The organism is Bacillus sp. LUNF1, from assembly GCF_011008975.1.
In the GTDB taxonomy this organism is placed as follows: Bacteria; Bacillota; Bacilli; order Bacillales; family Bacillaceae; genus Bacillus; species Bacillus velezensis.
This window is the reverse complement of the sequence record NZ_CP048876.1, coordinates 2004742-2028800: the sequence shown is the minus strand read 5'-3', so window position 1 is coordinate 2028800 and position 24059 is coordinate 2004742. Positions and strand designations below refer to the sequence as shown.

The window sequence follows — 24059 nt, the reverse complement described above, 5'->3', positions numbered from 1 at the left end:
GACGGGGCGGTTTTCCCGTCTTTATGTATTAATGCCGATCGATCCATATCCGTCCGCCTTCTGAGCCGGCTTCTATCCTGCATGTTCCTCCGATCGGGAATGTCATCAAAGGGGAGGTATGGCCGAAATCAGCATTTGCGATAACAGGCATGGATGACAGTTCTTCTTTTGTACGGATGACGGCACAGAGAGCCTCCTCAGACACATTTGAAGCATGCTGGAAACGTCCGATGACAATTCCCTTCACGGCTGAAAAAGCGGGAAGATGGATGAGTGACTGCAAATCCCGGTCAAACATATGAATGTCCGACATATGATCATCTTCTATAAACAGAATCACTTGTTCCATCTCCGGAAAGTATTCGGTGCCCTGCAGAAGATTCAGCGTGCATAGATTTCCTCCGATCAGTGTTCCTTCCGCATATCCGGGTTGAATAACGAGCGGTCCCGGATTCCGATAAAAACGTCTGTCCTCCTGGTTCAAATACCATTTATCATCACTCCACTCGGATGAAGGCTTTACCTCATACGGGTTGTCAGAAGCACAGCAGGCCAAGAAAGAGTCAATCGTATAGTCCAGCCCTTTTTTCATGGCAAATGAAGAAAAATGGGGACCGGAATATGTAATAAGGCCGGTTTTTTGATATATGGCATGGCAGAGAGCGGTAATATCTGAATAGCCGCAAAGGATTTTCGGATGCCGCTTGATGTTTCCATAATCAAGATAGCGGAGCAGCTGATTTGATTGGAACCCGCCGAGTGTCGTCAAAATCGCTTTGATGTCAGGATCAGCGAAAGCCTCGTGCAGATCCCGTACACGCGATTTAATGGATGATGAATCAAATTCATTTATTTCTTTCGCATTCTCTGAAAAAGAGACACAAAAGCCCAGCTCCTCCAATTTTGTCTTCGCGGCATTTATATTTTCATCTGACATAACGGACATGCTTGTGGCCGGAGACACAATACGAATGCCGTCACCTTTTTTCAATTTTTCCGGATACAAAAAAAACCCTCCTTAAATGGTTTAATCTATTACACCATATTAACGAGGGTTTATCTATCATTTTTTACAGGTCGACCCATTTAATGCCGCCTGATTGCGTATCATTGTCAATCCAGACATCAAAGTGATGCTTTTCATAAAAATGAATGAGTCTGTCGACATGATCCCAATCACGCTTAGCGATGTCGCCCGTCACTTTCGGGATATTCTGCTCTCTGGCGATATGTTTTAAAAATTTCATGCAGATCGAGCCGTAGCCGTGGTTCGGCGGGCCTTTAATGTCCCCGATATGAATGGCATTGTCATAATAAGAGGCGATCAGTGAAAAACAGCCTCTTCCCCGGTAGGCTGACTCACAGTCAGTCAGCATAATCTTACATGTTTGGCCATCATCAATCGAGGAAACAATGATCCAATCGTCATTGTTCGATTGATCAATACCAAGCACTCGCGCGTCTTTTGATACATCTATCAGATTTTCCCGCATTCTGAAAATCTGAAATTCAAGTTTATGAAGCTCTTTTTCCAGCTCTTTCTGATCTCTTTCTTCTGCAGTAAACAAAATCATACTCCTTTCACAGCGTAAAAGTCTTAGTCAAACACAAGTATCCATTTTAGTAAATGATGTCTTGGTTTGTAAATAGGTTTTGCAAAAACTTTTTTAGAAAAGTCTGCCGTTTATATGTGGATTAACGTTTTTAAGGCGGTGCGGATAGGGAAAGGAACAGTGAGCAGCGGAAAAAGGAGGAATCTATAATGGCAATTGACTCACTCATCGGCAAATTGAAGTACGTAATGACGGAATCTCCTGATAAAATGCTTTCCTTATATGTAAATACGGATATGAGAAATCCGGATCAGCAGGGGGGAGAGTGGAAAATCGCCTTGAAAACCGGTTTTCGGAGATTAAAAGAGTATCTGTCTGTAAGTGATCCGGAAGAAGAAAAATCTCTCGTCCGCATCATGGAACGTGTCTATCAATATATCGATGGGCTTGGTAAAGAGATGCCGCGTAGTCTCGTGTTTTTTGCATCGGGAGAAGGCGGTATCTGGGAGACGATTGAATTGCAGGTGCCTGTCGAAACACGATTTTATTGGGAAGAAACGGCTGTCCTTGATCAATTAGAACTTCTCCGTGAACAATTTCCGAGCACGGCTTTTATTCTCACCCAGCAGAATGAAGTGAAGATCATAGAAACCGTACTCGGAAAAATTGAAGGGGTGGAGCATTATCAATACGACGTCATCAATGAATCGTGGAAACCGCAGGATGTAAGCGGAAACTTCGCATCGATGGACGAGGACGCCGCCAAAGCCCACGTCGAAGAAAACCAAAACAGGCTGTATAAACGATTGGCTTCGAACCTTGATCAGAAGGCCGCTTCACACCAATGGGAGCGTCTCGTAATCGCAGGGGACAAAGAAACAGCCGATATTCTCGATCAGCACATGAATAAACCGATTGATCGGATCATTCCAAAAAATCTGTTGAATGAAAACGAACATAAGGTGATAGAAGAACTGTTGAAGGAAGCATAATATGACGAAAGGCCGGGTCTCAAACACCCGGTCTTTTTAGGGCTTAAGTTTGTCTAATTTCTGACGAAGCGGGCGAAACCGTTGACATCAAAGCTGAATTCTCATACCATTTGGATAGTCAGTAAAATTGAGAGAGGTCATAAGATGAATCAGACAGAAAACAAACCTAAAAGTTATACCGGTATCGTGCTGACATTGACCGTTCTGATCAACGGGTTAATTGCGGTGCTGTTTTTTATGCCGAAGTCGGGACAGGTCAGCATTGCCAATATTCATATTCTGCCGATGTTAAATGCCATTTTTAACAGCTTTACTTTTATCTTTTTGCTGGCAGCGCTCTTTATGATTAAGCAAAAAAATATTCAAGCGCATAAACGCTTTATTTTGGCGGCGTTTACGACGACTTTGCTGTTTTTGATCTGCTATGTCGTGTACCACTCGATAGCTGAGAATACTTTATTCGGCGGCCACGGCATCATGCGCGGGATTTACTTCTTTATTTTAATTACGCATATTTGCCTTTCCTTCATCATCGTGCCGCTTGCGCTGTTTACGCTGATCAGAGGATTCAGCATGCAAGTGGAGCGCCACAAAAAAATCGCGAGATGGACGATGCCGCTCTGGCTGTATGTCAGTCTGACGGGTGTCATTGTATACTTAATGATCTCGCCGTATTATTAAAAAAAGCCGTGCTCCGCGCGGCTTTTTTCTATTGATTGAAAAAAGGCGCCTCATACAGGGCGCCTTTTACTCTTCAAGCGTTTCAAGTGTTGTTACATTTAAGGATTGTTCAACGGTTTTTGTTTTTGCTTTTACTTTTTCTGCGTACGTGTAATCACCATAGCAGTAGGGATAACGGAAATTGTCTTTGTTCCCTCCGCAAGTGTAAAGTTTCGGATTCTTTTTGACCTGCTGCTCGGAGTATTGTTTTGCCAGTTCCTCAGTATGTGATCCTCCATGTTCAGCTACAAAATCAATATAGCCGGCTCCCATGTTGTAGCTTTGTATAATCGTATCCAAGTCTACGCCTTTTTTCTTGCCTGTTTGGTACATGAGAGTGAATTGTTTGATTCCCTGTTTGATACTGGTTTGAGGGTTTTTAATCTCATTTCGCTTTAAACCCAGAGATTCTGAAGACTGCATGGGATCATTTCCTCTTCCTTTTGACTCCTGATATATCATGCCGAGTACAAGCGATGTATATTTGGTGAGTCCTTTTTCATCCAGCTCGTCTTCAACGAGCGGTTTGTAATCTGTCAGCCGTTCAAGCACGATCGGCTTGACATCAAACGGAAGACTTTTGAGCCATTCATTATTTGAAAATAACAGAATGAGGAAGAAGGAAACCATGACAAAAACACATATCATCATAAGACCCGCGGCAGCGAAACAGCCTTTTTTCTTTTTCTCCACTGTGTTTCACCCTCAATTTCAGGAGCATTATGACTTTTTCATTATGACACAGATGAATGCGCGAAACCAAGCGGAAACCCGTATTTGAAACATAAATTTAAAATAACGGTTCTTTTGTCAGGCGCAGGATGTATCTGCATCAATTGACATTTGGTATAATTGGGCTACTTGAGAAAAGAAGGGTGAGGTATATGACTGAATTTCACGAATCCGGAAACACAAATGACCCCGCTGTCGATTTAGATGAGGAAACTTTATTTTTGGTTGCCCAGACTTTTAAGGCGCTGTCTGATCCGACCAGAATCAGAATTCTCCATTTGCTGTCACAGGGTGAGCACGCGGTAAATGATATCGCAGAAAAGCTGAATTTGCTGCAGTCTACCGTTTCTCATCAGCTGCGTTTTCTTAAAAATCTGCGCCTCGTCAAATCACGCAGAGAAGGAACATCCATCTATTATTCTCCTGAGGATGAACATGTGTTAGATGTGCTTCAGCAAATGATTCACCATACGCGGCACGATTAAAAACATCCCTGCTTTTGAGACAGGGATGTCAGCCGTACTGACTGTTATTGGTTTGGTCTCTGCTCGTTTTTAAAACATAAAAAGAGAAGCCGCTGTAATAAACTGCGATGAAATAAAAGATACTGATGGTCAGCGGATCGGCGCCGACCGTTTGGCTGTATGCCTCCGGATGGGTAAAGTCCGCTGTGACCCGGTAAATCTCAATAACGCGATAAACAAATCTCGATAGGAATAACGTTAATAGAATAAGTTCAATCCACAGGTGAGTGCGAAAATATATTTTTCCGCGGCGTTCTTCAAAAGAAATGTTCCGTTTAGCAAACAGGACCAGAAGCCAGCCGCAAAAAGTGCCGAATATAAGATGGCCGTATAAAGCCGGGTGTGTGATGCTGAAAAACGCCAGAGCTGCGGCCAGCAATGAAAACAAAATCATTCTTGTATAAAGCCAGCGGGGTTTCAAAGGCTGAAAGCCGACGGACCGTTTCACCTTTTTATACAGAAAAAAGGCAATCATTAAGACAGGGCAGATGCTTTGAAGTGTGATATGCATGGTGTGGAACTCCCCCTCCGTTGAGTAGTGTATGCTTATCCGGCTGGTTTTAGTAGTCTGATTTATTCACAGGCTGAAAGCATCTTTTATCACATTATGCACGTTTCTTTTTTTGGCATAAGAGAATCGCCCGCGCCTTTTTCAGGATTTAAACATAAAACTCTTGAAAAACTAACGGTGTTAGTTATAATAAAACTAATGATATTAGTTTTAGGGGGATGTTGATGAGAATCTTACAATACGGAAGTGTTTGGCAGCTGACTTTTTTTCCAGCGCTTTTCCCGGTGAATTGTTATTTGGTTGAAGAAGAAGAAGGAGTAACCCTGATTGACGCCGGACTGCCTAACAGTCATAAAGGAATCAAACAAGCATTGCGGCAGCTTGGGAAGCCGCTGAATGACATATTACTCACCCACGCGCACGGGGATCACATCGGTTCGCTTGACTCATTAGCTGCGGAATTTCCGGATGCTTCCGTCTGTATTTCTGAGCGGGATTCTTTCTTGCTGAAAGGTGACACTTCATTATTTGAGCATGAAGCACAAACGCCGATAAAGGGGGGAGTGCCGAAAAATGTTCAGACCGAACCTGATCGCCTGCTGAAAGGCGGCGAGCGGATCGGATCTTTACTTGTCATTCCCGCTCCCGGTCATACGCCGGGAAGCCTCGCTTTTAAAGATATGAGAAATGATATGCTGATCGTCGGAGATGCCTTTCAAGTACGGGGCGGCCTTGCTGTTTCAGGGAAGCTGAAATGGAAATTTCCGTTTCCGGCTTTTGCTACGTGGAATAAAGAAGAAGCTGTAAAAACAGCAAGAACGCTTATCGCTCATCAACCAAGCAGTCTGGCCGCCGGACATGGAAATGTTCTCTGCAATCCCGTTGAAATGATGGCTGAGGCTGCTGAGGAAGCCGAACGAAGCCTGCCGGGAGGCCGATCATAATGTCACCGAGAGTCGGAATGAGCCTTGACATGATATTGAGAGCCGCAGCAGGCATCGCTGACGAAAAAGGGCTGAATGAAGTGACGCTTGCGGCTGTTGCAAAGTCCTTAAACGTAAAACCGCCTTCCCTTTACAATTTTGTCAATGGCCTTCAAGGAATTAAAACAGAGCTGGCTGTCTCCGGTTTAACTATGTTATATGAAAGAATGGCGGCCTCTGCAGAAGGACTGACGGGCGAAACGGCTTTGCTCAGTCTTGCCGATGCCTATATCAATTTCGCCGAAGCCAATCCAGGATTATATGACGCAACATTTCAAAAGATAAAAGACGGCCGGATTGAGAATCTGTCAAGCCTGCTTGTAGAGCTTGTTGTCAGGCAGCTGACAGCTAACGGTTATGCACAGTCTGACACTGCGATTCATGCTGCGAGAGGACTGAGGAGCCTTCTTCACGGATTTGTCGTGTTGAGAAAACAGAGTGCATTTGAATTAACCGAATCAATTAAGGAAAGCCGGAAGTTTGCAGTTGTTGCTTTCCTAAGAGGTTTGCAGAATAGGGGACAATAATATTATTATGTAAACTAAATAAAAGACGCATCATGTAAAAAGGAGGGACAAATGGATTCATTACAACATATCATTTGTGAGCGGCGCACCTATTCACATATTTTTGATTCTCATGCACACACATACTGCCAAATGCTCTTTCCGCTCGAAGGACAGCTGGACCTGGAGACAGAAAGACGTAAAATCAGATTAAAACCTGATCAAATGCTGTATATTCCGCCCGGGCATGAACATCGGTTCCGTTCTTTGGAGCGAAATGAATGTCTCGTTCTCGACATACCGGCATACTTTTTCAAAAGTTCCTTTGACTCCGGCATTCTGAATAAGCTTGATCCCTTTTGGACATCGATTCGGTTTCTGCTGACAGAAGAGACAAAGCAGCAGTCGGCTCATTCATTGAGTCTGCTTGCAGAATATATTGCTGAAAAGATACAAGAAAACCGTACGAATAATTCAATTGCGTATATCCGCCGAAATCTATCAAAGGCTTTTACAATTAAAGAGCTTGCCGCAATGGAACATTACCACCCGGCGTATTATTCCGACTGGTTTAAAAAGCAGACGGGGAAAAGCCCGCAAGCTTATATTGCTGAGCTCCGTATGAAGAAAGCGGAACAAATGCTTATTGAAACAAAATGCCGGCTGACAGACATCAGCCAGGAGGTCGGCTTTCAAAATTTGTCTTCCTTTACCAGATGGTTTGTCAGACATAAGGGAATAACGCCGCGCGTCTTCCGAAACACCTTTCAATCTGATAAATAATTCTGAAAATCGGTTAAATAAACTGCTTCTTTTTTTGGTATCATGATTGTAAAAAAGGAGTTTTTGATATGGCAGTCATCGAAGATTTTATCAAGCTTGATCTTAGAATAGGAACGGTCGTAAAAGCGGAAGTATTCCCGGAAGCAAAGGTGCCGGCCATTAAGATGACAATAGATTTCGGCGAAGAGATCGGCATGAAACAATCAAGCGCCCAGATTACAAAACGGTACGAACCGGGTGATCTGACGGGCAAACAGGTTACCGCTATTGTCAACTTTCCGCCGCGGCGGATCGCCGGATTTAAGTCAGAAGTTCTCGTACTCGGCGGCATCCCGGAAAAAGGAGACGTTGTCCTGCTTACGCCAGAGCAGACAGTACCGAACGGAACGAAAATCGGATAATAAAAAAAGACGTTTGCAGAAGCAAACGTCTTTTGCGTATTGAGGCGATACACCACACGCCACATTCGTGTGTGCCGCAAGGGCATGTGCATCGGCTTACACAATTCAGCTCATCGCTATATCAATATAGCATGGCGTGTGCGGAAATGCAAGAGATTTTTTAATATATGTTATATCTGGCTTTGTTTTGCCGATCCCCGATCTTTCGTGTAAGGTTTCATTTGAAATTTTATGATCTTGAATAAAGCAGTTCGACAAATGCAAGAGATTCATCTAACCTTATATCTCGTGGTAAAATTTAGGGAGAAAGAAGCGGAAAGGAGACGTAAATGAAAGTATTTGAAGCATCCTCGTTAATCTCAGCCGCAGAAAAGCGGGCAAAACAATACGATCAGATTAGAGAACAATTTATCAATCTCAGGAAAGCTTTTCAGGGGATGGCTGACTTAGACGACAGTGAGTTTTCAGGCAAAGGCGCCGACAATATCAAAGCCTTTTTTCAAGACCACGCAGGCGTTACAGACAGCTGGCTTAATCTGATCGATATGAAGATTGCTTTTCTTAACAGTATCTCAGGAAAAGTAACTGATGCGGGATTAGCCGATTCGTTTGTGGAAGAGTCCTTTTTAGAACACGAGCTGATCCATGCGAAGAATAAATCACAAGCTATCATGCAGGAGCAGCGCAATGAAATGAAAGGTATCCTTGATGAAATCAGAGATATCATTCATCTAGAAGTTTTCTCGACAGAAGATGTTGATCAAAAGCTGGATTCAGCAGATAAAAAACGGGATGAGACCATACATAAACTCGGCAAACTTGATCACGATCTAACGAAAGAATACGCAGAAACCGAGGCAAATGAACATTTCATCCAAGCTGACTTTCAACAGCTTCAAAATGCCACGGGTAAGGGAAAAAATGCAACACCACTTCACTATAACGCCAAGGCGTACAGAGAAAGTGACATACATAAGAAAAAAGGCGAGATTGCAAGACACTCAGACACATATTTAACGTTTAAGAAGGAAGAAGCAAAAGAGCGGGAAATCAAGGATTTGAAGAAAAAGCTCGCCGATGGAGTAACTGATCCGGATGAATACTTAGAGATTGCGAAGAAGATCGGTTACGAGAACCTTGAACCTTCCCAGCAGCAGTATGTGATGCAGCTTGAACAAGCAAAACAGATGGAAGAAGCCGGAGAAGTGACTTGGGATATTTTAAAAGGAGCCGGCGTCGGTCTTTATGATGTCGGGAAAGACACGGTAACAGGTTTATGGCAACTGATCAATAAGCCTGATGAAGTTGTTGAAGGTATCATAGGGGCAGTTGCTCATCCAATTAACACGTATAATGCCATTTCAACAGCTATTGAGGAATCGTATCAAAAAGATATGGTAAATGGAGATGCGTATTCCCGATCAAGATGGGTGGCATATGCAATTGGTTCAGCAGCTGTGGCTGTCGTCGGAACGAAAGGCGCAGGAGCCGTTAACAAAGCTGATGCGGCGGGGAAGGTCATAAACAAGGCAGGACAGGCAGGGAAGAAAATTAAAGACGTTAAGATTGCAGATTTGCTTCCTTATAACTCTAAGTATGATCTTGCTCTGGCGGGTGACGTACCATACAATGTGGTTGACAGCCAAAACCTTAAAAATAAACTTTTGACCAATGCAAAGAAAATCCCGGATGGAACGAGAAAGCCGTTTACTGGTCAAGAAATAAACCTTCCTTGGTTAAATAAAGAAAAGTATGGTGCCTTTGAGGTTAAGGGCAAGGTAAAAGCAAAGGGAAAAGTTAAAGACATAAGCCGCAGAGTGTATACTATGAAAGATATTGATATGAACCAAAAAAATCGTAAAGGCCTTACGAATCTTCAATTAATGAAAAGTGGAAATGCACCTTTTGCGAAAGATGGGACACAAATAAATCTACACCATTTAATTCAAGAGGAACCTGGTCCAATGCTTGAAATTCCAAATAGCTTACATACTAAATATAGCGGCATTATCCATAGGCTTAAATCTGATGGTGAAAGCTTTAGAAACGATCCGGTTTTAAAAGCCCAGTATGATAATTTCCGAGACAGGTATTGGAAATGGAGAGCAAAACAATATGAAAAATAAAAAAGGAATGAGAGATATCAATGGACTTATATGAAAAAACTATAGAGTTTATAACTGAAAATAAAGCAGACAGTTATTTTACTAGAGGAATAAGTGAAAAAGAGATTATTAATATAGAGAAGGAGCTCCAACTACACCTTCCTGATAGTTATAAATGGTTTCTGAGAAACTTTGGCTCTGGCGGCTTATATGGAATTGATATTTTAGGGTATGACTTTGGCGGGGCTTCGGTAGTTGAAACCACAGAGGAATATCGTAATTATTATCATTTATCTGATGGACTTGTGATACTAGAAGATATTGATTTTTTTGCTTATGCCTTAGATACTAATAAAATGAACAGTAATAATGAATGCCCTGTTTTTATTTGGGATAGAGTGCTTGGATATCAAGACAAGCTAGCCGACAGCTTTATTGAATTTTTCTACAGAAGGTTGCTTGAAAAAAAAGAAAACTGGGAAGAAGATGAAGACTGGGACGATTAATAAAGAAAGCTCTCTTTTAGAGAGCTTTTTTTAGGTTTTCAATTTTTAACAGGCTTTATAATGAGCAAACAGGCATTACTCAAAATACTCGCCGCGCCTATCCAAAGCAGCCATTGTGTTGCGGTCAGCCATGAGGCAGTTAGGATAAAGAGTCCAATGGCAATTGATATATAATTGCCGGCTCGGTCCAGTTTGCGTTTGCGATGAAATTTATATTTAGCATGAGAAATAAATTGATCAATTTTATCTTTCAGCTCATAGCATTTTTCCTTTATCGTATCCTCTGTTTCTTTTACTTTTCGATAAAGCATATTATTCATCGTCTGCACTCCCATATCGCCGTTTTGAAAATTCAGCCATGATTTTTTCTTCATAGTCATCTGAGATGAATTGTGCCTGATCTTCAACTTTCAAATGTACTTTTTCTTCAAAACCATCCTGTTCTTCACCATCAAAACGATAAAGTTTTTGCAATAGCCTCCAGAATGTTTCAATTTCATCAGTTGTGAAGTCATGAAACATATCCGCTAAAAAATAGGTGGATTTTTCTGAACAGGAAATTAACGCTTTTTTTCCTTCAGGGGTAATCTCAATATTGATTGCACGTTTATCCAGTTTGCTTGGCACAGTGTGAACATATCCTTTTTTCGCGAGGCTTGAAATTAATTTGTTAGCGGTTTGTTTTGTTGTGCCCAGCTTTTTAGCGATATTCATAAGTGTGGTATCTTCCGTCGGTAAATGGGCAATAGCAATAAGAGTCATGTGCTGTCGGGAAGTCAGCATTTCTAAGTATTCGTCCCCCCGAGCCTGCACTTTATTGACAACCGAAAATAATGATGCGTAACTTTGCTGCATAACATGCAGTTCCTTCATTAATAATTTAATATCCATAAGTTATCTCCTATCTAAATCGTCACCATGTTGACAATGACAATATACATTGAAATGAAAAACAAGTCAACATGGTGACTAATAGTAGCGGCTACGGCTGTTTTCAAAAATGTCACAGGCAGTCGGAGTGTTTACAAAAGGGGAAATAAGTATAATAAATGCGAAAAGGGCATTAATCTAAAGTGAGAAGGTGTTTGGCATGCAGAAAGTGAACTGGTCAGAACAGTATGAATGGTTCAATAAACAAGATGAAAAAGACGGGTGTTTAATGGCGCTCCTTCGTCATGAGCTTACATATGAGGAAGTCATACGGTTATATATGAAAGGGTTTTATTTGAAATCAAAAGAAGGGGATGTTTCGTTACGTAAGAACGATATCTGTCGTATGTTTGGGGTTGAAGAGAGGCAGGGCGGCAAATCTTAATGAACGGGAAGAGAAAAACTCTTCCCGCTTTTCATGGCAGCTGTTATTCTTTTTCCAGCATGGAAGTCAGCCATTCTCTTAATGTATTCTTCTGCACATACCGCTTTCCGTTTCTCGTGATATGCGGAATGTCAGAGGTGTCGGGCACGATTTGTTTTGCTTCTTCCTTCGTAACTCCTAAATAATAACCAATATAGAAGTGCAGATCTTTTTCTTTAATGAGAATGTGGTCAGTGTGTTCATGAGGATCAGGTGATTTAAAGTTTTTCAATCCGTCTCCGATGAAATATCCGGCTAAAGCGATTCCAATGCCGGTAATATATCCAAACCTCCAATAAACGTTATCATTTTGGATTCAGCCTTCAGCAAAACCGTCGGGCGTTTATTGCGGACGGTTTTGATTGCTGAGCTTTTCCACCTGCACCTTTCCGGAGAAGAAAACAGCGCCTCCGCCCATATCCGCCAGCCGATCGGGCGTGAGCGAATTGACGAGCTGTTTTTTATCATCCATATCGGCCCAAAGACCTTGGCTGACTGCAACGCCGGGAAGCACCTGTTCGCCGACCGAAGCTGTTAATTCACACTCGCCGCGGTGATTCCAAACTCTAACGGTTTCCCCGTCTTCTATGTTCCGGCGTACAGCATCCTCTGTATGAATAAAAAGCTTTGGCGCTTTTTCCAGTTTTACGTGTTTTTCATTATTCGAAAATGTCGAATTTAAAAAATTATGATTCGGTCCCGGGACAAATAAAAGCGGAAAATCGTCATCGCTCTCAAGAGGGATATGTGTCGGCAGCGCGGGATAACCGTCCTGTTTCATCTTTTCCGAATATAATTCAATTCTTCCGCTCGGTGTCTTGAGCTTTCCCGGAAAAAGCGGTTTTTTCCGTTTGGCTTTCATGAAGGAATGGCGTGAGAGCGCTTCGTAATCAATATCCTCGATATACGGATTGTCGGGAAAGTCCAGCGCCTGTCTGATCAATTCTTCATCGGAATCCTGAAGCTCCTGCTCGGTAAATCCCATTGCCCCGGCAAGCAAACGGAACACTTCCGTATTCGATTTGCTGTCCCCGTAGGGTTCGATCACCGGTTTTTGCAGCTGAATAAAATGATGCCAGTAAGACGTGTAAAAATCCGTGTTTTCAAAAGCGGATGCAGCAGGGAGCACGATATCCGCATATTTGGCGGTTTCCGTTAAAAACAGATCGTGAACGACTGTAAATAAATCCTCACGCAGCAGGCCTTTTCTGACTTTATTCGCTTCCGGCGCAACCACTGCGGGATTCGTACCGTAAATAAACAGGGAGCGCACGGGCGGTTTTGTTTCTAACAGAACGCTTCCGAGCCTGTTCATATTAAATGATCGTGGCTTTTTGCCGTAAAGCAGATCAGGCCGCTGGAGCGCTTGTCTGTTATAGTTTAATACCGCGCTGTTGTGCTTGATTGCGCCTCCACCGGTGTTGAGCCACTGTCCTGTAACAGCCGGTAGACAGGCAACTGTGCGGACGATCATTCCGCCATTGTCATGGTGCTGAATGCCGTTTCCGATCCTGATAAGGGAAGGGGAGGTTTCCCCGTACATTCTCGCAAGGCGTCTGATATCGTCGGCTTTAACGCCTGTAATAGCAGAAACTGTTTCCGGATCATAGTGTTGAACATGCGCTTTTAATTCGTCACTGCCTTCGGTGTATTCTGTGAGAAATGCTTCATCGTGAAGGTTTTCGTCGAATAAGACATGCATGATACCGAGGGCGAGTGCGGCATCTGTGCCGGGCCGAATGGGAATAAACCAATCGGCAAGCCGGCCGGTTTGGTTCTTATGTACATCGATAACGACAATTTTAGCCCCTTTTTTCCGGGCTTTTTGAGCAATCATGACTTGGTGCATATTCGTGCTGACGGCATTGATCCCCCAAAAAATAAAGAGCTTTGCATGTATGGTCTCCTCCGGATCAGTACCCGCTCCTTCACCCATTGTATAGTTATAGCCTTCAGATCCGGCTTTGCTGCAAATCGTCCGTTCGAGATGACTCGCTCCGAGACGATGGAAAAAACGGCGGTCCATTCCCTCTGCCGCCAGTTTTCCCATGTTGCCGTAAAAGCTGTACGGAAGAATGCTTTCCGCTCCTTCTTCGGCAATAAGCTCTTTCCAGCGCGCACTGATCGTATTGAACGCTTCCTCCCAGGAAATAGGCGCAAACGCGGCTTCACCTTTTTTACCGATCCGTTTTAACGGAACGGTTAAGCGCTTCTCATCATAAATACGCTCAGCCATGTGTCTGACTTTGTTGCAAATATTCCCTGATGTGACCGGGTGATCGGGGTCTCCCTGAATGTTAACGATTTTTCCGTCTTTTTTTGTCACAAGCAAGCCGCATTGATCGGGACAGTCTAGTGAGCATACCGACTTAAAGACCCCGTTCGGCTGTGTTGCAGCAGAATTCATAGCCCATTTCTCCTCTTTGTTTATATTGTAAGCATTATAACATTTCAAAATCGAACGTCAATTCAGAAAAAAAGTGTTGACATCACGGAAAGACTTTTCTATGATGAGTTTATTCTTTTAAACAGCCTGACAATTTCATCATTTTATTTTCTATCCAGAGAGGTGGAGGGACTGGCCCTATGAAACCTCGGCAACATTTATTGTGCCAATTCCAGCAAGCGCATGCTTGAAAGATAGGAAAGAATGATCTATACATATTTGTGCGCTTCAAGCGCATAAAGACGGTATATGAATCTCTTTCCTTCTTTGGGGAAAGAGATTTTTTTATGAAAAAATTTATGTGAAAAGGATGTTTTGCACCATGACGGTTTTAATTACCTCGCCATATCACGACGAGGGGCTGAAGGAGCTGACTGAGCTGTTCGGCCGGACTGTGCACCGGCCGTGGAAGAAGAACGGCCGGGCCTATCGGGAAGATGAATTAATCCGAATGATTCAAGAGACAAACGCGTCGGGGCTTATTACTGAACTTGATGAGGTGTCTGAGCGTGTTATTGACATATTGCCCGATTCCGCTTTTATCGGTGTCTGCAGAGGAACGCCGTCTAATGTGAATATTGCGGCGGCGACTAAAAGAAAAATCCCCGTTTTCTTTACACCGGCCCGCAATGCCCAGGCTGTTGCTGAAATGTTTATCGGAAATGTGATTTCATTTTTACGTCATACGTATTCTTCCCTTCAGTGGCTGAAGGACGGGAAGTGGAATGGTGAATATTTGCAGGCTTACGTCAAATTCAGAGGAAATGAGCTGACGGGGAAAACAGTCGGCCTTATCGGTTTCGGAGCTGTCGGACAGAGAATCGCCCGGCTATTGGCCGCTTTTGACTGCAAGGTGCTTTACTATGACCCATTTGTCCGTCATGAAAACCGGGAGTATGAAAAAACGACGATTGAACGGGTATTTTCTGAAAGTGATATTGTTTCCGTTCACTTGCCGCGCACAGAAGAAACCATCGGCCTTATCGGCGCCCGGCACTTTCAATTGATGAAACAGGAAGCTGTTTTTGTCAATACGTCAAGAGCGGCGGTTACAGACAGGGAAGAGCTGCTGCGGGTGCTGAAAGAACGGCGGATTAAGGGAGCGATCCTTGACGTGTTTTATCACGAACCGCCTGAATCTTCTGATTATGAATTGATCTCTTTGCCGAATGTGTTAGCGACTCCCCATTTAGCGGGCGCAACATTTGAAGTGGAAGATCATCATGTGAAGATTTTAAATGAAGCGCTTTTCAAATGGAAACAAGATCAAACCTGCTCAATACGTGAACTTTATAACAAAAGAGAACTTGAACCGGAAGGAGGAGGCTGTAATGGATGAACAAAAAGGCTACCTTGTATTTGACATCGGGACGGGGAATGCGCGAGTCGCGGTCGTGACTGCCGGCGGCGATGTGACCGCGCTTGAAAGGGAAGACATTGAATATGTGACGGATCCGCTTTATCCGGACGGACGATATTTCTCACCGGAAGAGTTATGGAAGCAAATCAGCGCTATGGCAAGGAAGGTTATTGGCAAAAGCCCTCATATTACATTAATCGGAATCACCTCAACAAGCCAGAGGCAGGGAATTGTTCTGATCAATAAAGATAAAAAGGCATTTCTCGGTCTGCCCAACATTGATAACAGAGGGCGTGAATGGGAAGACGGGATTGAGGCAAAAGAAGAAGTGCATCAGCAAACCGGACGTCTTCCGAGCGCTTTATTTTCCGCCATGAAACTTGTCGGATTAAAAGCTAGACAGCCGTCTTTATGGAAAGAAGTGAAGTACATCACAAGCATCAGTGACTGGGTGACATTTGAGCTGAGCGGTATTTTAAGCTATGAACCGTCACAGGCTGCTGAAACACTGCTGTTTGACGTAAGGAAAAAGGCGTGGTCAGAGACATTATGCAACATCTTCGGTGTGCCTTCTGCCATTCTTCCTTCACTCGTCCGATCTGGGACGGTTGTCGGAATGTTAACGTTTAAGAAAACGGCGGTTCTCGGTCTTTCTGAAAGAGTGCCTGTGATTGCAGGCGGGGGAGACACACAGCTTGCCATCAAAAGTGCAGATGCAAAGCCGGGAGATATCGTCATCGTATCCGGCACGACGACGCCGATTATAAAGATAACAGCTGAGACCGGAACCGAAAGATTAGAGAATGCATGGCTGAATTGCCATACAGAAGAAGGTCAATGGCTTCTTGAAACGAATCCGGGTGTAACAGGACTCAATTATCAAAAATTAAAATCCATTTTTTATCCGAATGAATCCTACGGCGTCATGGAACGGGAAATCGCAAGTCTGCCGAAACATGATCATGCTTGTATTTCTGCGTTAGGCTCCTATTTATCGCCAGAGAAAAACGCACTGGCAAAAGGCGGATTTATTTTTGACGCCCCGCTGTCCCAAAACTTAAGCAGAGCCCATTTTGTCAAAGCCGCACTGCTGGAAATCGCTTTTTCAATCAAATGGAACTATGAGGCGTTAACAGAGGTGGCTTCCTTTTCAAAAGATTATGTGAAGGTGTGCGGCGGCGGTTTCCAAAGTGATGCTTTGACACAGTTTCTTGCTAACCTTCTCCAAAAGAAAATTTATAAGAGAGAGGGGTTCAGCCAGGCATCCGCAATGGGAGCGGCGATGATTTGCAACGAAGCTCTCGGTGTGAAAGCAGAGCTTTCGAGCCGCACAAAGGTAATTGAGCCGGAAGCGGATCAGACGGATCTCTTCCTATATGAAGAATGGAAATATACGCAAAAGTTATTTACTCGTTTTCAGCCGGCGGTGAAAGCCTGACTTGGGGATGAGATGACAACATGAAAGTTTGCTGAGGAGGAACAAAAATGCTTAATAAAATAGGAATTCCGAAACAGCTCGCCTGGGGATTTTTGGGAGTCGTGCTGTTTATGATGGGGGATGGCCTTGAACAAGGCTGGCTCAGCCCGTTTTTAGTTGAAAACGGCTTGACGGTACAGCAATCAGCATCCCTGTTTACGGTTTACGGTATTTCTCTCGCTGTGGCGTCTTGGTTTTCAGGGGTCTGCCTCGAAGCCTTCGGCGCAAAGCGGACGATGTTTATGGGGCTGTTGTTTTACGTTATCGGAACAGCCGCGTTTATCGCATACGGATTTGAAAATCTTAATTTGCCGGTGATGTATGTCACGTATTTTATTAAAGGGCTGGGTTATCCGCTGTTTGCCTATTCATTTTTGACATGGGTGATTTACCGGTCGCCGAAAAACAGGCTCAGTACGGCAGTCGGCTGGTTCTGGATTGCATATTGCTGCGGGATGTTTGTATTCGGTGCTTGGTATTCAAGCTGGGCCATCAAATCCTTCGGCTATTTGAATACACTGTGGAGTTCAATTTTCTGGGTCTGCCTCGGCGCGTTTTTTGCTTTGATTTTAAATAGGGACCGCTTTGAAAAGAAAAAGGCAGATAAGCGGGAAAAGGCGCAGGAATTAATGAAGGGAATCACCATCCTTGCTGAAAATCCGCGCGTGCTCTCTGGGGGGATCATTCGGATCATTAACAGCATTGGTACATACGGATTTCCGGTATTTCTTCCGATGCATATGGCGCAGCACGGCATTTCTACAAATGTATGGCTTCAAATTTGGGGAACGATCTTTCTCGGAAATATCGTCTTTAACTTAATCTTCGGCGCAGTCGGTGATGCCTTCGGCTGGAAAAAGACTGTCATGTGGTTCGGAGGAGTAGGCTGCGGCATTTTTACTCTTTTATTATATTATGCTCCTGTTGTATCACATGGGAACTTGCTTTTCGTCAGCATTGTCGGTTTTATATGGGGAGGGCTCCTCGCCGGGTTCGTTCCGATCGGGGCTATCGTGCCGACGGCGGCCGGCAGCGATAAAGGTGCTGCCATGTCTGTGTTAAATCTGGCTGCGGGCCTGTCGGCATTTGTCGGCCCCGCGCTTGCCTGGGCGTTCATCGGGCTTGTCGGCGCACAAGGCGTTGTATGGATTTTCGCAGCGCTCTATTTCGTAAGTGCAATCTTGACAAATCAAATCAAAATGCCTGAAGAGAAAACGGCAAAACACAATAAAGCATTGCCTGAATACGCTTCTTAACAGCAGCGCCCCGAAAACTCGGGGCGTTTTTTTACAGCTGCTGAAGAAACCCGGCAAAGCGCTGAATTTGTTCACGTAACGATTGTTTGTTTTTGTGAAATTGTTTGAAACGATGTCCGTTTGCTCCGGACGGATGCGGGAAACCTTCCAGAATGACCGCATGACTCATTCTGCCGTTCTTCTTCAGCATGCGGCAGGCTGATTCTGCTGCTTTGCCGAGAGGGATAAGCAGAATGTCCTTTTCCATCATTTCTATTTCATCCGGAAAACATTTCAGCGCGTAACGGCTGAGAAGAGCTGATCTGCTGATTGCCGGCCGATGTCCCGTATAGTTTTTCTGTTTATAAAAAACAGGGTGTTTGATAACGGACGTTGTATGAAGAAGCTCCCGTTTTGAATCAAATAACCGGGATGAATCCTCAACGTGAAGCGCGGCCGGCAGACCGCATTCATTAAGCATTTCGATGATGTTCTGTCTCATTGAACCGGAAAGTCCGGCCGCTTCTTTTGTTTCATACGCTATCGTTTCAAGCGTTTCGCCATCTTTTAAAAGCTGTGCCGCTTTTTTGTAAGCCAGCTGCATTTGAAAAAAACCGGGTGTGATTCCGGAAATGGCAACGACTGCATGAGGGTTAATATATTCATTATGAGGCGAATAATACAAATCCAGATCTCCGTCCTTGGCTAAATGGAAAGCCGGAGTCAGCAAATCCGATTTTGTAAACCCTCCCGAATATGATAGTGCTTTAAGCTGCTGCAAAAAATGCGCAAGCCGCTCACGATCGCAAATCATGTTATGCCTCCTTGAATCCGCCAGTTTCTCTTAGTGTCATCAAAAACGTCGGATGACATGCAGGCTCATACATCACTTTTACCGGCGTTCCAGAGCATTTTTAAGGCGTGAGGCGTTCCTTTAACTTCGGCCGCCGTCGTTTGCACGGCTGTTTTTTTAGTGAGAAAATCTTCCTGCAGTTCTTTTTGCTTTTGCGATAACAGAACGGTTTCTGTTTTGATTTCATCAACGGACGTCTGCATGGACGCTGCTGTGGTGTTAATCTTCTTTATATCAGGCGCTGTGTTTCTTTTAAAACGCACGGCGGATACGCCTGCATAAATGAATGCGGCAGCCGCAACGGCAGCACTGATATACAAAATGATGATCATCTGCTTTTCACTCCTTTTTTTCAGTTGATACCCTTTACGGATCGTGTTGAATCATTTTATTTGCTAATTGTTTTTTTTCTGCTTATAATGTGAAATCGTACATAAGGACATTCAGAAAGGGTGAAAGACGTGGAAAGCTTACAAAACAAAACGGCTCTTATCACGGGTGCGGGCAGAGGAATCGGCCGCGCCGCCGCTATCGCTTTAGCCAAAGAAGGAGTCAATATCGGTTTAATCGGCCGCACAGAAGCAAATGTCGAAAAGGTTGCGGAAGAAGTGAAAGCCCTTGGTGTAAAGGCATCATTCGCTGCTGCCGATGTAAAAAACCAAAAAGAGGTTGAACAAGCCGTCTCCTCTATTAAAGAAGAACTCGGTGAGATTGACATCTTGATTAACAATGCCGGAATCAGCAAATTCGGCGGATTTTTGGATCTTACGCCTGAAGAGTGGGAAGACATCATACAAGTTAATGTAATGGGTGTATACCACGTGACACGCGCCGTTCTTCCTGAAATGATTGAGAGAAAATCAGGAGATATCATTAATATTTCTTCTACGGCGGGCCAAAGAGGCGCCGCGGCGACAAGTGCGTACAGCGCTTCTAAATTTGCCGTTCTCGGTCTGACTGAATCTCTCATGCAGGAAGTCAGAAAACACAATATCCGTGTCAGCGCAATGACTCCGAGCACGGTTGCCAGCGACATGTCTATTGAATTAAATCTGACAGACGGCAATCCGGAAAAAGTCATGCAGCCTGAGGATCTTGCAGAATATATGGTTGCTCAATTGAAATTACATCCGCGCATTTTCATCAAAACTGCCGGTTTGTGGTCAACTAATCCTTAAACAAAAGGGGACCTGTCTTCACGACGGGTCTTTTTTGTTCCCGCAAACCCGAATAAATAGGCATAAAAATCCGTTTTTGCAGAAAAAAGAGTGAAAAAGAAACTGCTATCAGCTATAATTAAACTAAATAAACTATGTACCAAATGTTCATTAAGATTATTTTCCCCGCCTCCAAAAAACAAATCTATACAAACCAAACTGTCCGAACGATAAAAGGGAAAACGGGATATAAAGAGAATATTTAGTACATGGAATAATTTGTTAGAAGGAAGGGTGTGCACATATTGAAAGAAGAAAAAAGAAGTTCAACCGGTTTTTTAGTGAAACAAAGAGCTTTTTTAAAGCTTTACATGATTACAATGACAGAGCAGGAACGGCTTTACGGACTGAAGCTTCTCGAGGTGCTCCGCTCGGAATTTAAACCCATCGGTTTTAAGCCGAATCATACCGAGGTATACCGTTCGCTTCACGAACTTTTGGATGACGGGATTTTAAAGCAAGTAAAAGTGAAAAAAGAGGGAGCCAAACTCCAGGAAGTCGTTCTCTATCAATTTAAAGACTATGAAGCTGCGAAGCTTTACAAAAAACAGCTGAAGACAGAGCTTGACCGCTGCAAAAAGCTGATTGAAAAAGCCATTTCAGATAATTTTTAAATCCGGCCGGAACGCAGCCGGCCTCCCGGGCTCAAAAGGTTTGTAAGGTATGTTCTGTGATTCATTATACATAATAGCAGGCTCGGAACAATACATATCAATAGAACCTTCAAACTTGACATCGACTCTTGAAGTGGTAACATAAAAAACGTGTGAAAAATACGAACAAAATACGAACAAGGGAGATGTTACCGATCTTAGATCAAAAGAAAGTTGCTTTTATCGGAGCAGGATCAATGGCTGAAGGAATGATATCAGGCATGGTCCGCGCAAAAAAAATTCCCAACCAAAACATCTGCGTGACAAACCGCCGCAATACAGAGCGACTCGCTGAATTGGAACATCAGTACGGAATTCAGGGCATTGCTTTTGACAGCATGAAAACCGAAGATATTGATGTCTTTATTTTAGCCATGAAGCCGAAGGATGCCGAAATCGCTCTGGCTACGCTGAAACGGCGTATTCAACCTCATCAAATTATCCTGTCTGTTCTGGCAGGCATAACAACCTCATTTATACAACAATCATTACATGATCGTCAGCCTGTTGTAAGAGTGATGCCGAACACATCCAGCATGATCGGCGAATCGGCAACAGCTGCGGCTTTCGGAGACCATGTCTCTTACGGTTCAGCAAAAACCGCGGTATCCCTTTTGGAATGCCTCGGGGAAGTGTACGTGATCAAGGAAGATCAGATGGACATTTTCACCGGCATTGCAGGCAGCGGACCGGCGTACTTTTATTATTTAATGGAGTTTATTGAAAAAGCAGGTGAAGAAGCCGGCTTAGACAAACGGCTGTCCCGCAAAATCGGCGCGCAAACGTTATTGGGCGCAGCTAAAATGCTGATGGAAACGGGTGAAAAACCGGATGTGCTTCGGGAAAACATCACCTCTCCAAACGGCACGACGGAAGCCGGCCTCGATGCGCTCAGGTCAGAAGGCGGCGGAGAAGCCATTGCCAAAGCCATTAAACACGCGACCGAACGTTCTATTGAGATCAGCAAAACAATTGAAAAAACGGCAGCACTATAATCGTTAAAAAACAGGAGTGATACAGTGACGTCTCGGACGAAGATCAAAAGAGTCGCGGTGAAAATCGGCAGCAGCTCACTGACGAGCCTGCACGGGGAAATCAGCAGAAGAAAGCTGGAAGCATTGGTGGATCAAATCGCACAGCTGAAAGACAGCGGCTATGAAGTGATTTTAGTATCTTCCGGCGCAGTGGCGGCAGGTTATCGGAAGCTCGGATTTATTCAGAAACCGGAAAGCCTCCCTGAAAAACAGGCTTCCGCTTCCATCGGGCAGGGATTATTAATGGAGGCTTATTCAAAGCTGTTTTTAGCGCACGGTTATGTCGCATCACAAATTTTAATTACAAGAAGCGACTTTTCCGATGAATACCGCTACCATAATGTGCGCAATACGATGAACGTCCTTTTGGAACGGGGCATTATTCCAATTATTAATGAAAATGACACGGTCACAGTCAATCGGCTGAAATTCGGAGATAACGATACACTCGCAGCGAAGGTGGCAGGTTTAATTGATGCCGACATGCTTGTGATTTTATCAGACATTGACGGTTTATATGATGATAATCCGCGCAGCAACCCGAAAGCGAAAAGAATCAGACATGTAAGTGACATCACTCCGGAAATAGAAGCAAGCGCGGGAGATGCCGGGAGTGAAATGGGAACCGGCGGAATGCGTTCGAAACTGGATGCTTTTAAAATTGTGATGGCCTCCGGTATTAAAGGCTTTCTCGGGCAGGCCAACATTCCGGACATTCTGCTTCAAGCGGTAGATGAGAAGGCTGAAGGAACTTATTTTGAAGCGGAAGGAACCCTGCCGTTAAACCACAAAGAACAATGGCTTGCATTTAATTCCGGCCCCGAAGGCGAAATTGTGATGGAAAAAGAAAGCAGCCGCGATGTCGCGAACGGAAATATGGAGCTGTCACCGCAGGACATCGAGCAGATTAAGGGCAGATTCAGCAGCGGAGCGGTTGTCAGGCTGCTTGATCAGCAGGGAGAAGAGCTCGGACTCGGCATCGTCAACTATTCCTCAGCCCAGCTGAAGACTTTTAAAGAAACGCCGCATAAACAGACCGATCAATCAGTCATTGATCCGGAAGCGTTTGTCTGCCACGTTGAACTATCCATTCCGATCGGCTGAGAAAGATCTATAAAAATATGAAAAAGCCCGAGGCTTCGTTTTGAAGCTCGGGTTTGTTTTTTATTGATATTGTTCAAGTTTGGAGAAAAATTGAATGACGAAATGATAGAAATCATTTGCAGACGGAGCCAGTTCCCTTCCTTTTGGTTTAATAATACCTACGGTACGCTTCACTTGAGGAAATTCAATCGGAATTTTGACCGTGAACCGGGGTGTGGTTTCTGCAAAGGTGCTTTCAGGTAATAAAGTAACTCCCATCCCCGCGGAGACTAATCCTTTAATGGCATCTAAATCCTCGCCTTCCGTCGATACAAGCGGCGCAAAGCCGGCCTGTCTGCAAGCGTCAATCGCCATGTTACGGAGAATAAACCCTTCAGGAAATAAAACAAATTGGTCGCCGCGCAGATCAATTAAATGAATATTTTTCTGTTTGGCAAGCGGGTGGTGCAGCGGAACAAGCGCGTAAATCTTTTCCGTGAATAAGATATTGCCTGTTATGTCGGGGAATTCCGTCGGAACGGGGCCGAGCAGCGCCGCATCTATATCCCTGTTTCTTACGGCTTCAATTAAAAACTTATAAGACCCCTGGCGGAGCAAAAACTCAACGTTCGGGTATTCCTCTTTAAATGCCGAAATCACCGTCGGCAAAAGCTGGCTTGCAAGGCTCGTCGGAAATCCTATTTTGACGGTTCCGCGATTCGGATCAAGGTATTCATCAATTTGTTCCTTCGCGTAATCAATTGCTTTCATCGCTGTTTTAACATGTTCTAAAAATTGTTTGCCGATCGGCGTTAATTTAATATTTCTGCCTTCCCGTTCAAATAAAGTGACTTTCAGCTCTTCTTCAAGATTTGCAATCTGCCTGCTGATGGCGGATTGTGCGACATGCAGATGATCAGCCGCTTCTGACACATGTTCCCGTTCTGCTACTTCCATAAAATACCGAAGCTGGCGTAATTCCATTGTGTTCACACCTATCTATCTCATTTTGAGATGTATTTGATCTAAAT

General features: G+C 44.0%; 28 protein-coding genes and 1 riboswitch. Of the genes, 17 read left to right on the top strand and 11 right to left on the bottom strand.

The annotated features are described in order from the left end of the window. Positions 1-28 precede the first annotated feature (28 nt). Both G4O42_RS09570 and G4O42_RS09565 read right to left on the bottom strand, forming a co-directional pair. Positions 29-1006 (bottom strand): S66 family peptidase, encoded by a 978-nt coding sequence (locus tag G4O42_RS09570; RefSeq protein WP_032873437.1) that lies wholly within the window; start codon positions 1004-1006, stop codon positions 29-31. Between the two features lie 64 nt (positions 1007-1070). Beyond that, a complete protein-coding gene (locus G4O42_RS09565; RefSeq protein WP_007611949.1) occupies positions 1071-1574 on the bottom strand; it encodes a GNAT family protein in 504 nt (167 codons plus the stop codon). Positions 1575-1762: 188 nt separating this feature from the next. Here G4O42_RS09565 and G4O42_RS09560 point away from each other — a divergent pair, with 188 nt between their 5' ends. Beyond that, complete coding sequence (locus G4O42_RS09560; protein ID WP_032873440.1) at positions 1763-2545, top strand: VLRF1 family aeRF1-type release factor; 783 nt, start codon at positions 1763-1765, stop codon at positions 2543-2545. A gap of 144 nt (positions 2546-2689) precedes the next feature. Beyond that, on the top strand, positions 2690-3226 hold the full coding sequence (locus G4O42_RS09555) for a DUF420 domain-containing protein (protein WP_007611945.1): 537 nt from the start codon (positions 2690-2692) through the stop codon (positions 3224-3226). A 66-nt stretch (positions 3227-3292) separates the two neighbouring features. Here G4O42_RS09555 and G4O42_RS09550 read toward each other — a convergent pair whose 3' ends face one another. After that, complete coding sequence (locus G4O42_RS09550) at positions 3293-3958, bottom strand: lysozyme family protein (RefSeq protein WP_003153802.1); 666 nt, start codon at positions 3956-3958, stop codon at positions 3293-3295. A gap of 191 nt (positions 3959-4149) precedes the next feature. Here G4O42_RS09550 and czrA point away from each other — a divergent pair, with 191 nt between their 5' ends. Further along, complete coding sequence (czrA, locus tag G4O42_RS09545; protein ID WP_007407993.1) at positions 4150-4482, top strand: Zn(II)-responsive metalloregulatory transcriptional repressor CzrA; 333 nt, start codon at positions 4150-4152, stop codon at positions 4480-4482. Between the two features lie 28 nt (positions 4483-4510). Here the strand turns inward: czrA and G4O42_RS09540 are convergent, their stop codons facing one another. Continuing rightward, positions 4511-5032, bottom strand: a complete 522-nt coding sequence (locus tag G4O42_RS09540) for a CcdC protein domain-containing protein (protein WP_032866232.1) — start codon at positions 5030-5032, stop codon at positions 4511-4513. A gap of 224 nt (positions 5033-5256) precedes the next feature. On the opposite strand from G4O42_RS09540, the gene G4O42_RS09535 reads away from it, so the two are divergent. From G4O42_RS09535 to G4O42_RS09510, 6 genes are all read left to right on the top strand, one after another. Beyond that, entirely contained in the window at positions 5257-5976 is a 720-nt protein-coding gene (locus G4O42_RS09535) for an MBL fold metallo-hydrolase (RefSeq protein ID WP_032873441.1), read from the top strand. Then, a complete protein-coding gene (locus G4O42_RS09530) occupies positions 5976-6542 on the top strand; it encodes a TetR/AcrR family transcriptional regulator (RefSeq protein WP_032873443.1) in 567 nt (188 codons plus the stop codon). The genes G4O42_RS09535 and G4O42_RS09530 overlap by 1 nt, the downstream gene beginning before the upstream one ends. 51 nt (positions 6543-6593) lie before the next feature. Further along, the gene (locus G4O42_RS09525) at positions 6594-7304 is read left to right on the top strand and encodes an AraC family transcriptional regulator (RefSeq protein WP_032873446.1); all 711 of its coding nucleotides are present in this window, start codon (positions 6594-6596) and stop codon (positions 7302-7304) included. 68 nt (positions 7305-7372) lie between these two features. Next, positions 7373-7705 (top strand): chaperone CsaA, encoded by a 333-nt coding sequence (gene csaA / locus G4O42_RS09520; protein ID WP_032873448.1) that lies wholly within the window; start codon positions 7373-7375, stop codon positions 7703-7705. A gap of 329 nt (positions 7706-8034) precedes the next feature. Next, positions 8035-9831, top strand: coding sequence for a T7SS effector LXG polymorphic toxin (locus G4O42_RS09515; RefSeq protein WP_032873450.1), 1797 nt, complete (start codon positions 8035-8037; stop codon positions 9829-9831). Positions 9832-9851: 20 nt separating this feature from the next. Further along, positions 9852-10316, top strand: a complete 465-nt coding sequence (locus tag G4O42_RS09510; protein WP_032873451.1) for an SMI1/KNR4 family protein — start codon at positions 9852-9854, stop codon at positions 10314-10316. Positions 10317-10354: 38 nt separating this feature from the next. Here the strand turns inward: G4O42_RS09510 and G4O42_RS09505 are convergent, their stop codons facing one another. Then, the gene (locus G4O42_RS09505) at positions 10355-10636 is read right to left on the bottom strand and encodes a hypothetical protein (RefSeq protein ID WP_032873454.1); all 282 of its coding nucleotides are present in this window, start codon (positions 10634-10636) and stop codon (positions 10355-10357) included. Then, positions 10629-11207 carry a MarR family winged helix-turn-helix transcriptional regulator gene (locus G4O42_RS09500; RefSeq protein WP_032873455.1) on the bottom strand — a complete coding sequence of 193 codons (579 nt, stop codon included), beginning with the start codon at positions 11205-11207 and terminating at the stop codon, positions 10629-10631. The genes G4O42_RS09505 and G4O42_RS09500 overlap by 8 nt, the downstream gene beginning before the upstream one ends. 199 nt (positions 11208-11406) lie before the next feature. Here G4O42_RS09500 and G4O42_RS09495 point away from each other — a divergent pair, with 199 nt between their 5' ends. Beyond that, positions 11407-11631 (top strand): hypothetical protein, encoded by a 225-nt coding sequence (locus G4O42_RS09495; protein ID WP_032873457.1) that lies wholly within the window; start codon positions 11407-11409, stop codon positions 11629-11631. 43 nt (positions 11632-11674) lie between these two features. Here the strand turns inward: G4O42_RS09495 and G4O42_RS09490 are convergent, their stop codons facing one another. Both G4O42_RS09490 and G4O42_RS09485 read right to left on the bottom strand, forming a co-directional pair. Continuing rightward, positions 11675-11902 (bottom strand): hypothetical protein, encoded by a 228-nt coding sequence (locus tag G4O42_RS09490; protein ID WP_045555079.1) that lies wholly within the window; start codon positions 11900-11902, stop codon positions 11675-11677. A 111-nt stretch (positions 11903-12013) separates the two neighbouring features. Continuing rightward, positions 12014-14077: a molybdopterin oxidoreductase family protein gene (locus G4O42_RS09485; protein WP_032873462.1), complete on the bottom strand. Its 2064-nt coding sequence runs from the start codon at positions 14075-14077 to the stop codon at positions 12014-12016. 147 nt (positions 14078-14224) lie between these two features. Continuing rightward, a riboswitch (SAM riboswitch) is annotated at positions 14225-14317 on the top strand. A 121-nt stretch (positions 14318-14438) separates the two neighbouring features. Between G4O42_RS09485 and G4O42_RS09480 the strand changes: the two genes are divergently transcribed. Genes G4O42_RS09480 through G4O42_RS09470 form a run of 3 tightly spaced genes read left to right on the top strand, consistent with a single transcriptional unit; the run spans position 14439 to position 18209 of the window. Next, positions 14439-15455, top strand: coding sequence for a 2-hydroxyacid dehydrogenase (locus G4O42_RS09480; RefSeq protein WP_032873464.1), 1017 nt, complete (start codon positions 14439-14441; stop codon positions 15453-15455). Beyond that, positions 15448-16914 (top strand): FGGY-family carbohydrate kinase, encoded by a 1467-nt coding sequence (locus tag G4O42_RS09475; RefSeq protein ID WP_032873466.1) that lies wholly within the window; start codon positions 15448-15450, stop codon positions 16912-16914. The genes G4O42_RS09480 and G4O42_RS09475 overlap by 8 nt, the downstream gene beginning before the upstream one ends. Before the next feature lie 47 nt (positions 16915-16961). Next, on the top strand, positions 16962-18209 hold the full coding sequence (locus tag G4O42_RS09470) for an RbtT/DalT/CsbX family MFS transporter (RefSeq protein ID WP_022553238.1): 1248 nt from the start codon (positions 16962-16964) through the stop codon (positions 18207-18209). A 31-nt stretch (positions 18210-18240) separates the two neighbouring features. Here the strand turns inward: G4O42_RS09470 and G4O42_RS09465 are convergent, their stop codons facing one another. Both G4O42_RS09465 and G4O42_RS09460 read right to left on the bottom strand, forming a co-directional pair. Further along, the gene (locus G4O42_RS09465) at positions 18241-19002 is read right to left on the bottom strand and encodes a hypothetical protein (RefSeq protein WP_032873468.1); all 762 of its coding nucleotides are present in this window, start codon (positions 19000-19002) and stop codon (positions 18241-18243) included. 65 nt (positions 19003-19067) lie between these two features. Continuing rightward, on the bottom strand, positions 19068-19373 hold the full coding sequence (locus G4O42_RS09460) for a DUF948 domain-containing protein (RefSeq protein ID WP_032873471.1): 306 nt from the start codon (positions 19371-19373) through the stop codon (positions 19068-19070). Positions 19374-19502: 129 nt separating this feature from the next. On the opposite strand from G4O42_RS09460, the gene G4O42_RS09455 reads away from it, so the two are divergent. The 4 genes from G4O42_RS09455 to proB all read left to right on the top strand — a co-directional run bounded on the left by G4O42_RS09455 (position 19503) and on the right by proB (position 23049). After that, complete coding sequence (locus G4O42_RS09455; protein ID WP_007407344.1) at positions 19503-20219, top strand: 3-ketoacyl-ACP reductase; 717 nt, start codon at positions 19503-19505, stop codon at positions 20217-20219. A gap of 284 nt (positions 20220-20503) precedes the next feature. Beyond that, the gene (rtp, locus tag G4O42_RS09450; RefSeq protein WP_003153833.1) at positions 20504-20872 is read left to right on the top strand and encodes a replication termination protein; all 369 of its coding nucleotides are present in this window, start codon (positions 20504-20506) and stop codon (positions 20870-20872) included. 185 nt (positions 20873-21057) lie between these two features. Then, a complete protein-coding gene (proC, locus tag G4O42_RS09445; RefSeq protein WP_014418088.1) occupies positions 21058-21906 on the top strand; it encodes a pyrroline-5-carboxylate reductase in 849 nt (282 codons plus the stop codon). Between the two features lie 24 nt (positions 21907-21930). Beyond that, positions 21931-23049 carry a glutamate 5-kinase gene (proB, locus tag G4O42_RS09440; protein WP_032873473.1) on the top strand — a complete coding sequence of 373 codons (1119 nt, stop codon included), beginning with the start codon at positions 21931-21933 and terminating at the stop codon, positions 23047-23049. Between the two features lie 60 nt (positions 23050-23109). On the opposite strand, the gene gltC is transcribed toward proB, so the two are convergent. Continuing rightward, entirely contained in the window at positions 23110-24012 is a 903-nt protein-coding gene (gene gltC / locus G4O42_RS09435; RefSeq protein WP_003153836.1) for a glutamate biosynthesis transcriptional regulator GltC, read from the bottom strand. Positions 24013-24059 lie beyond the last annotated feature (47 nt).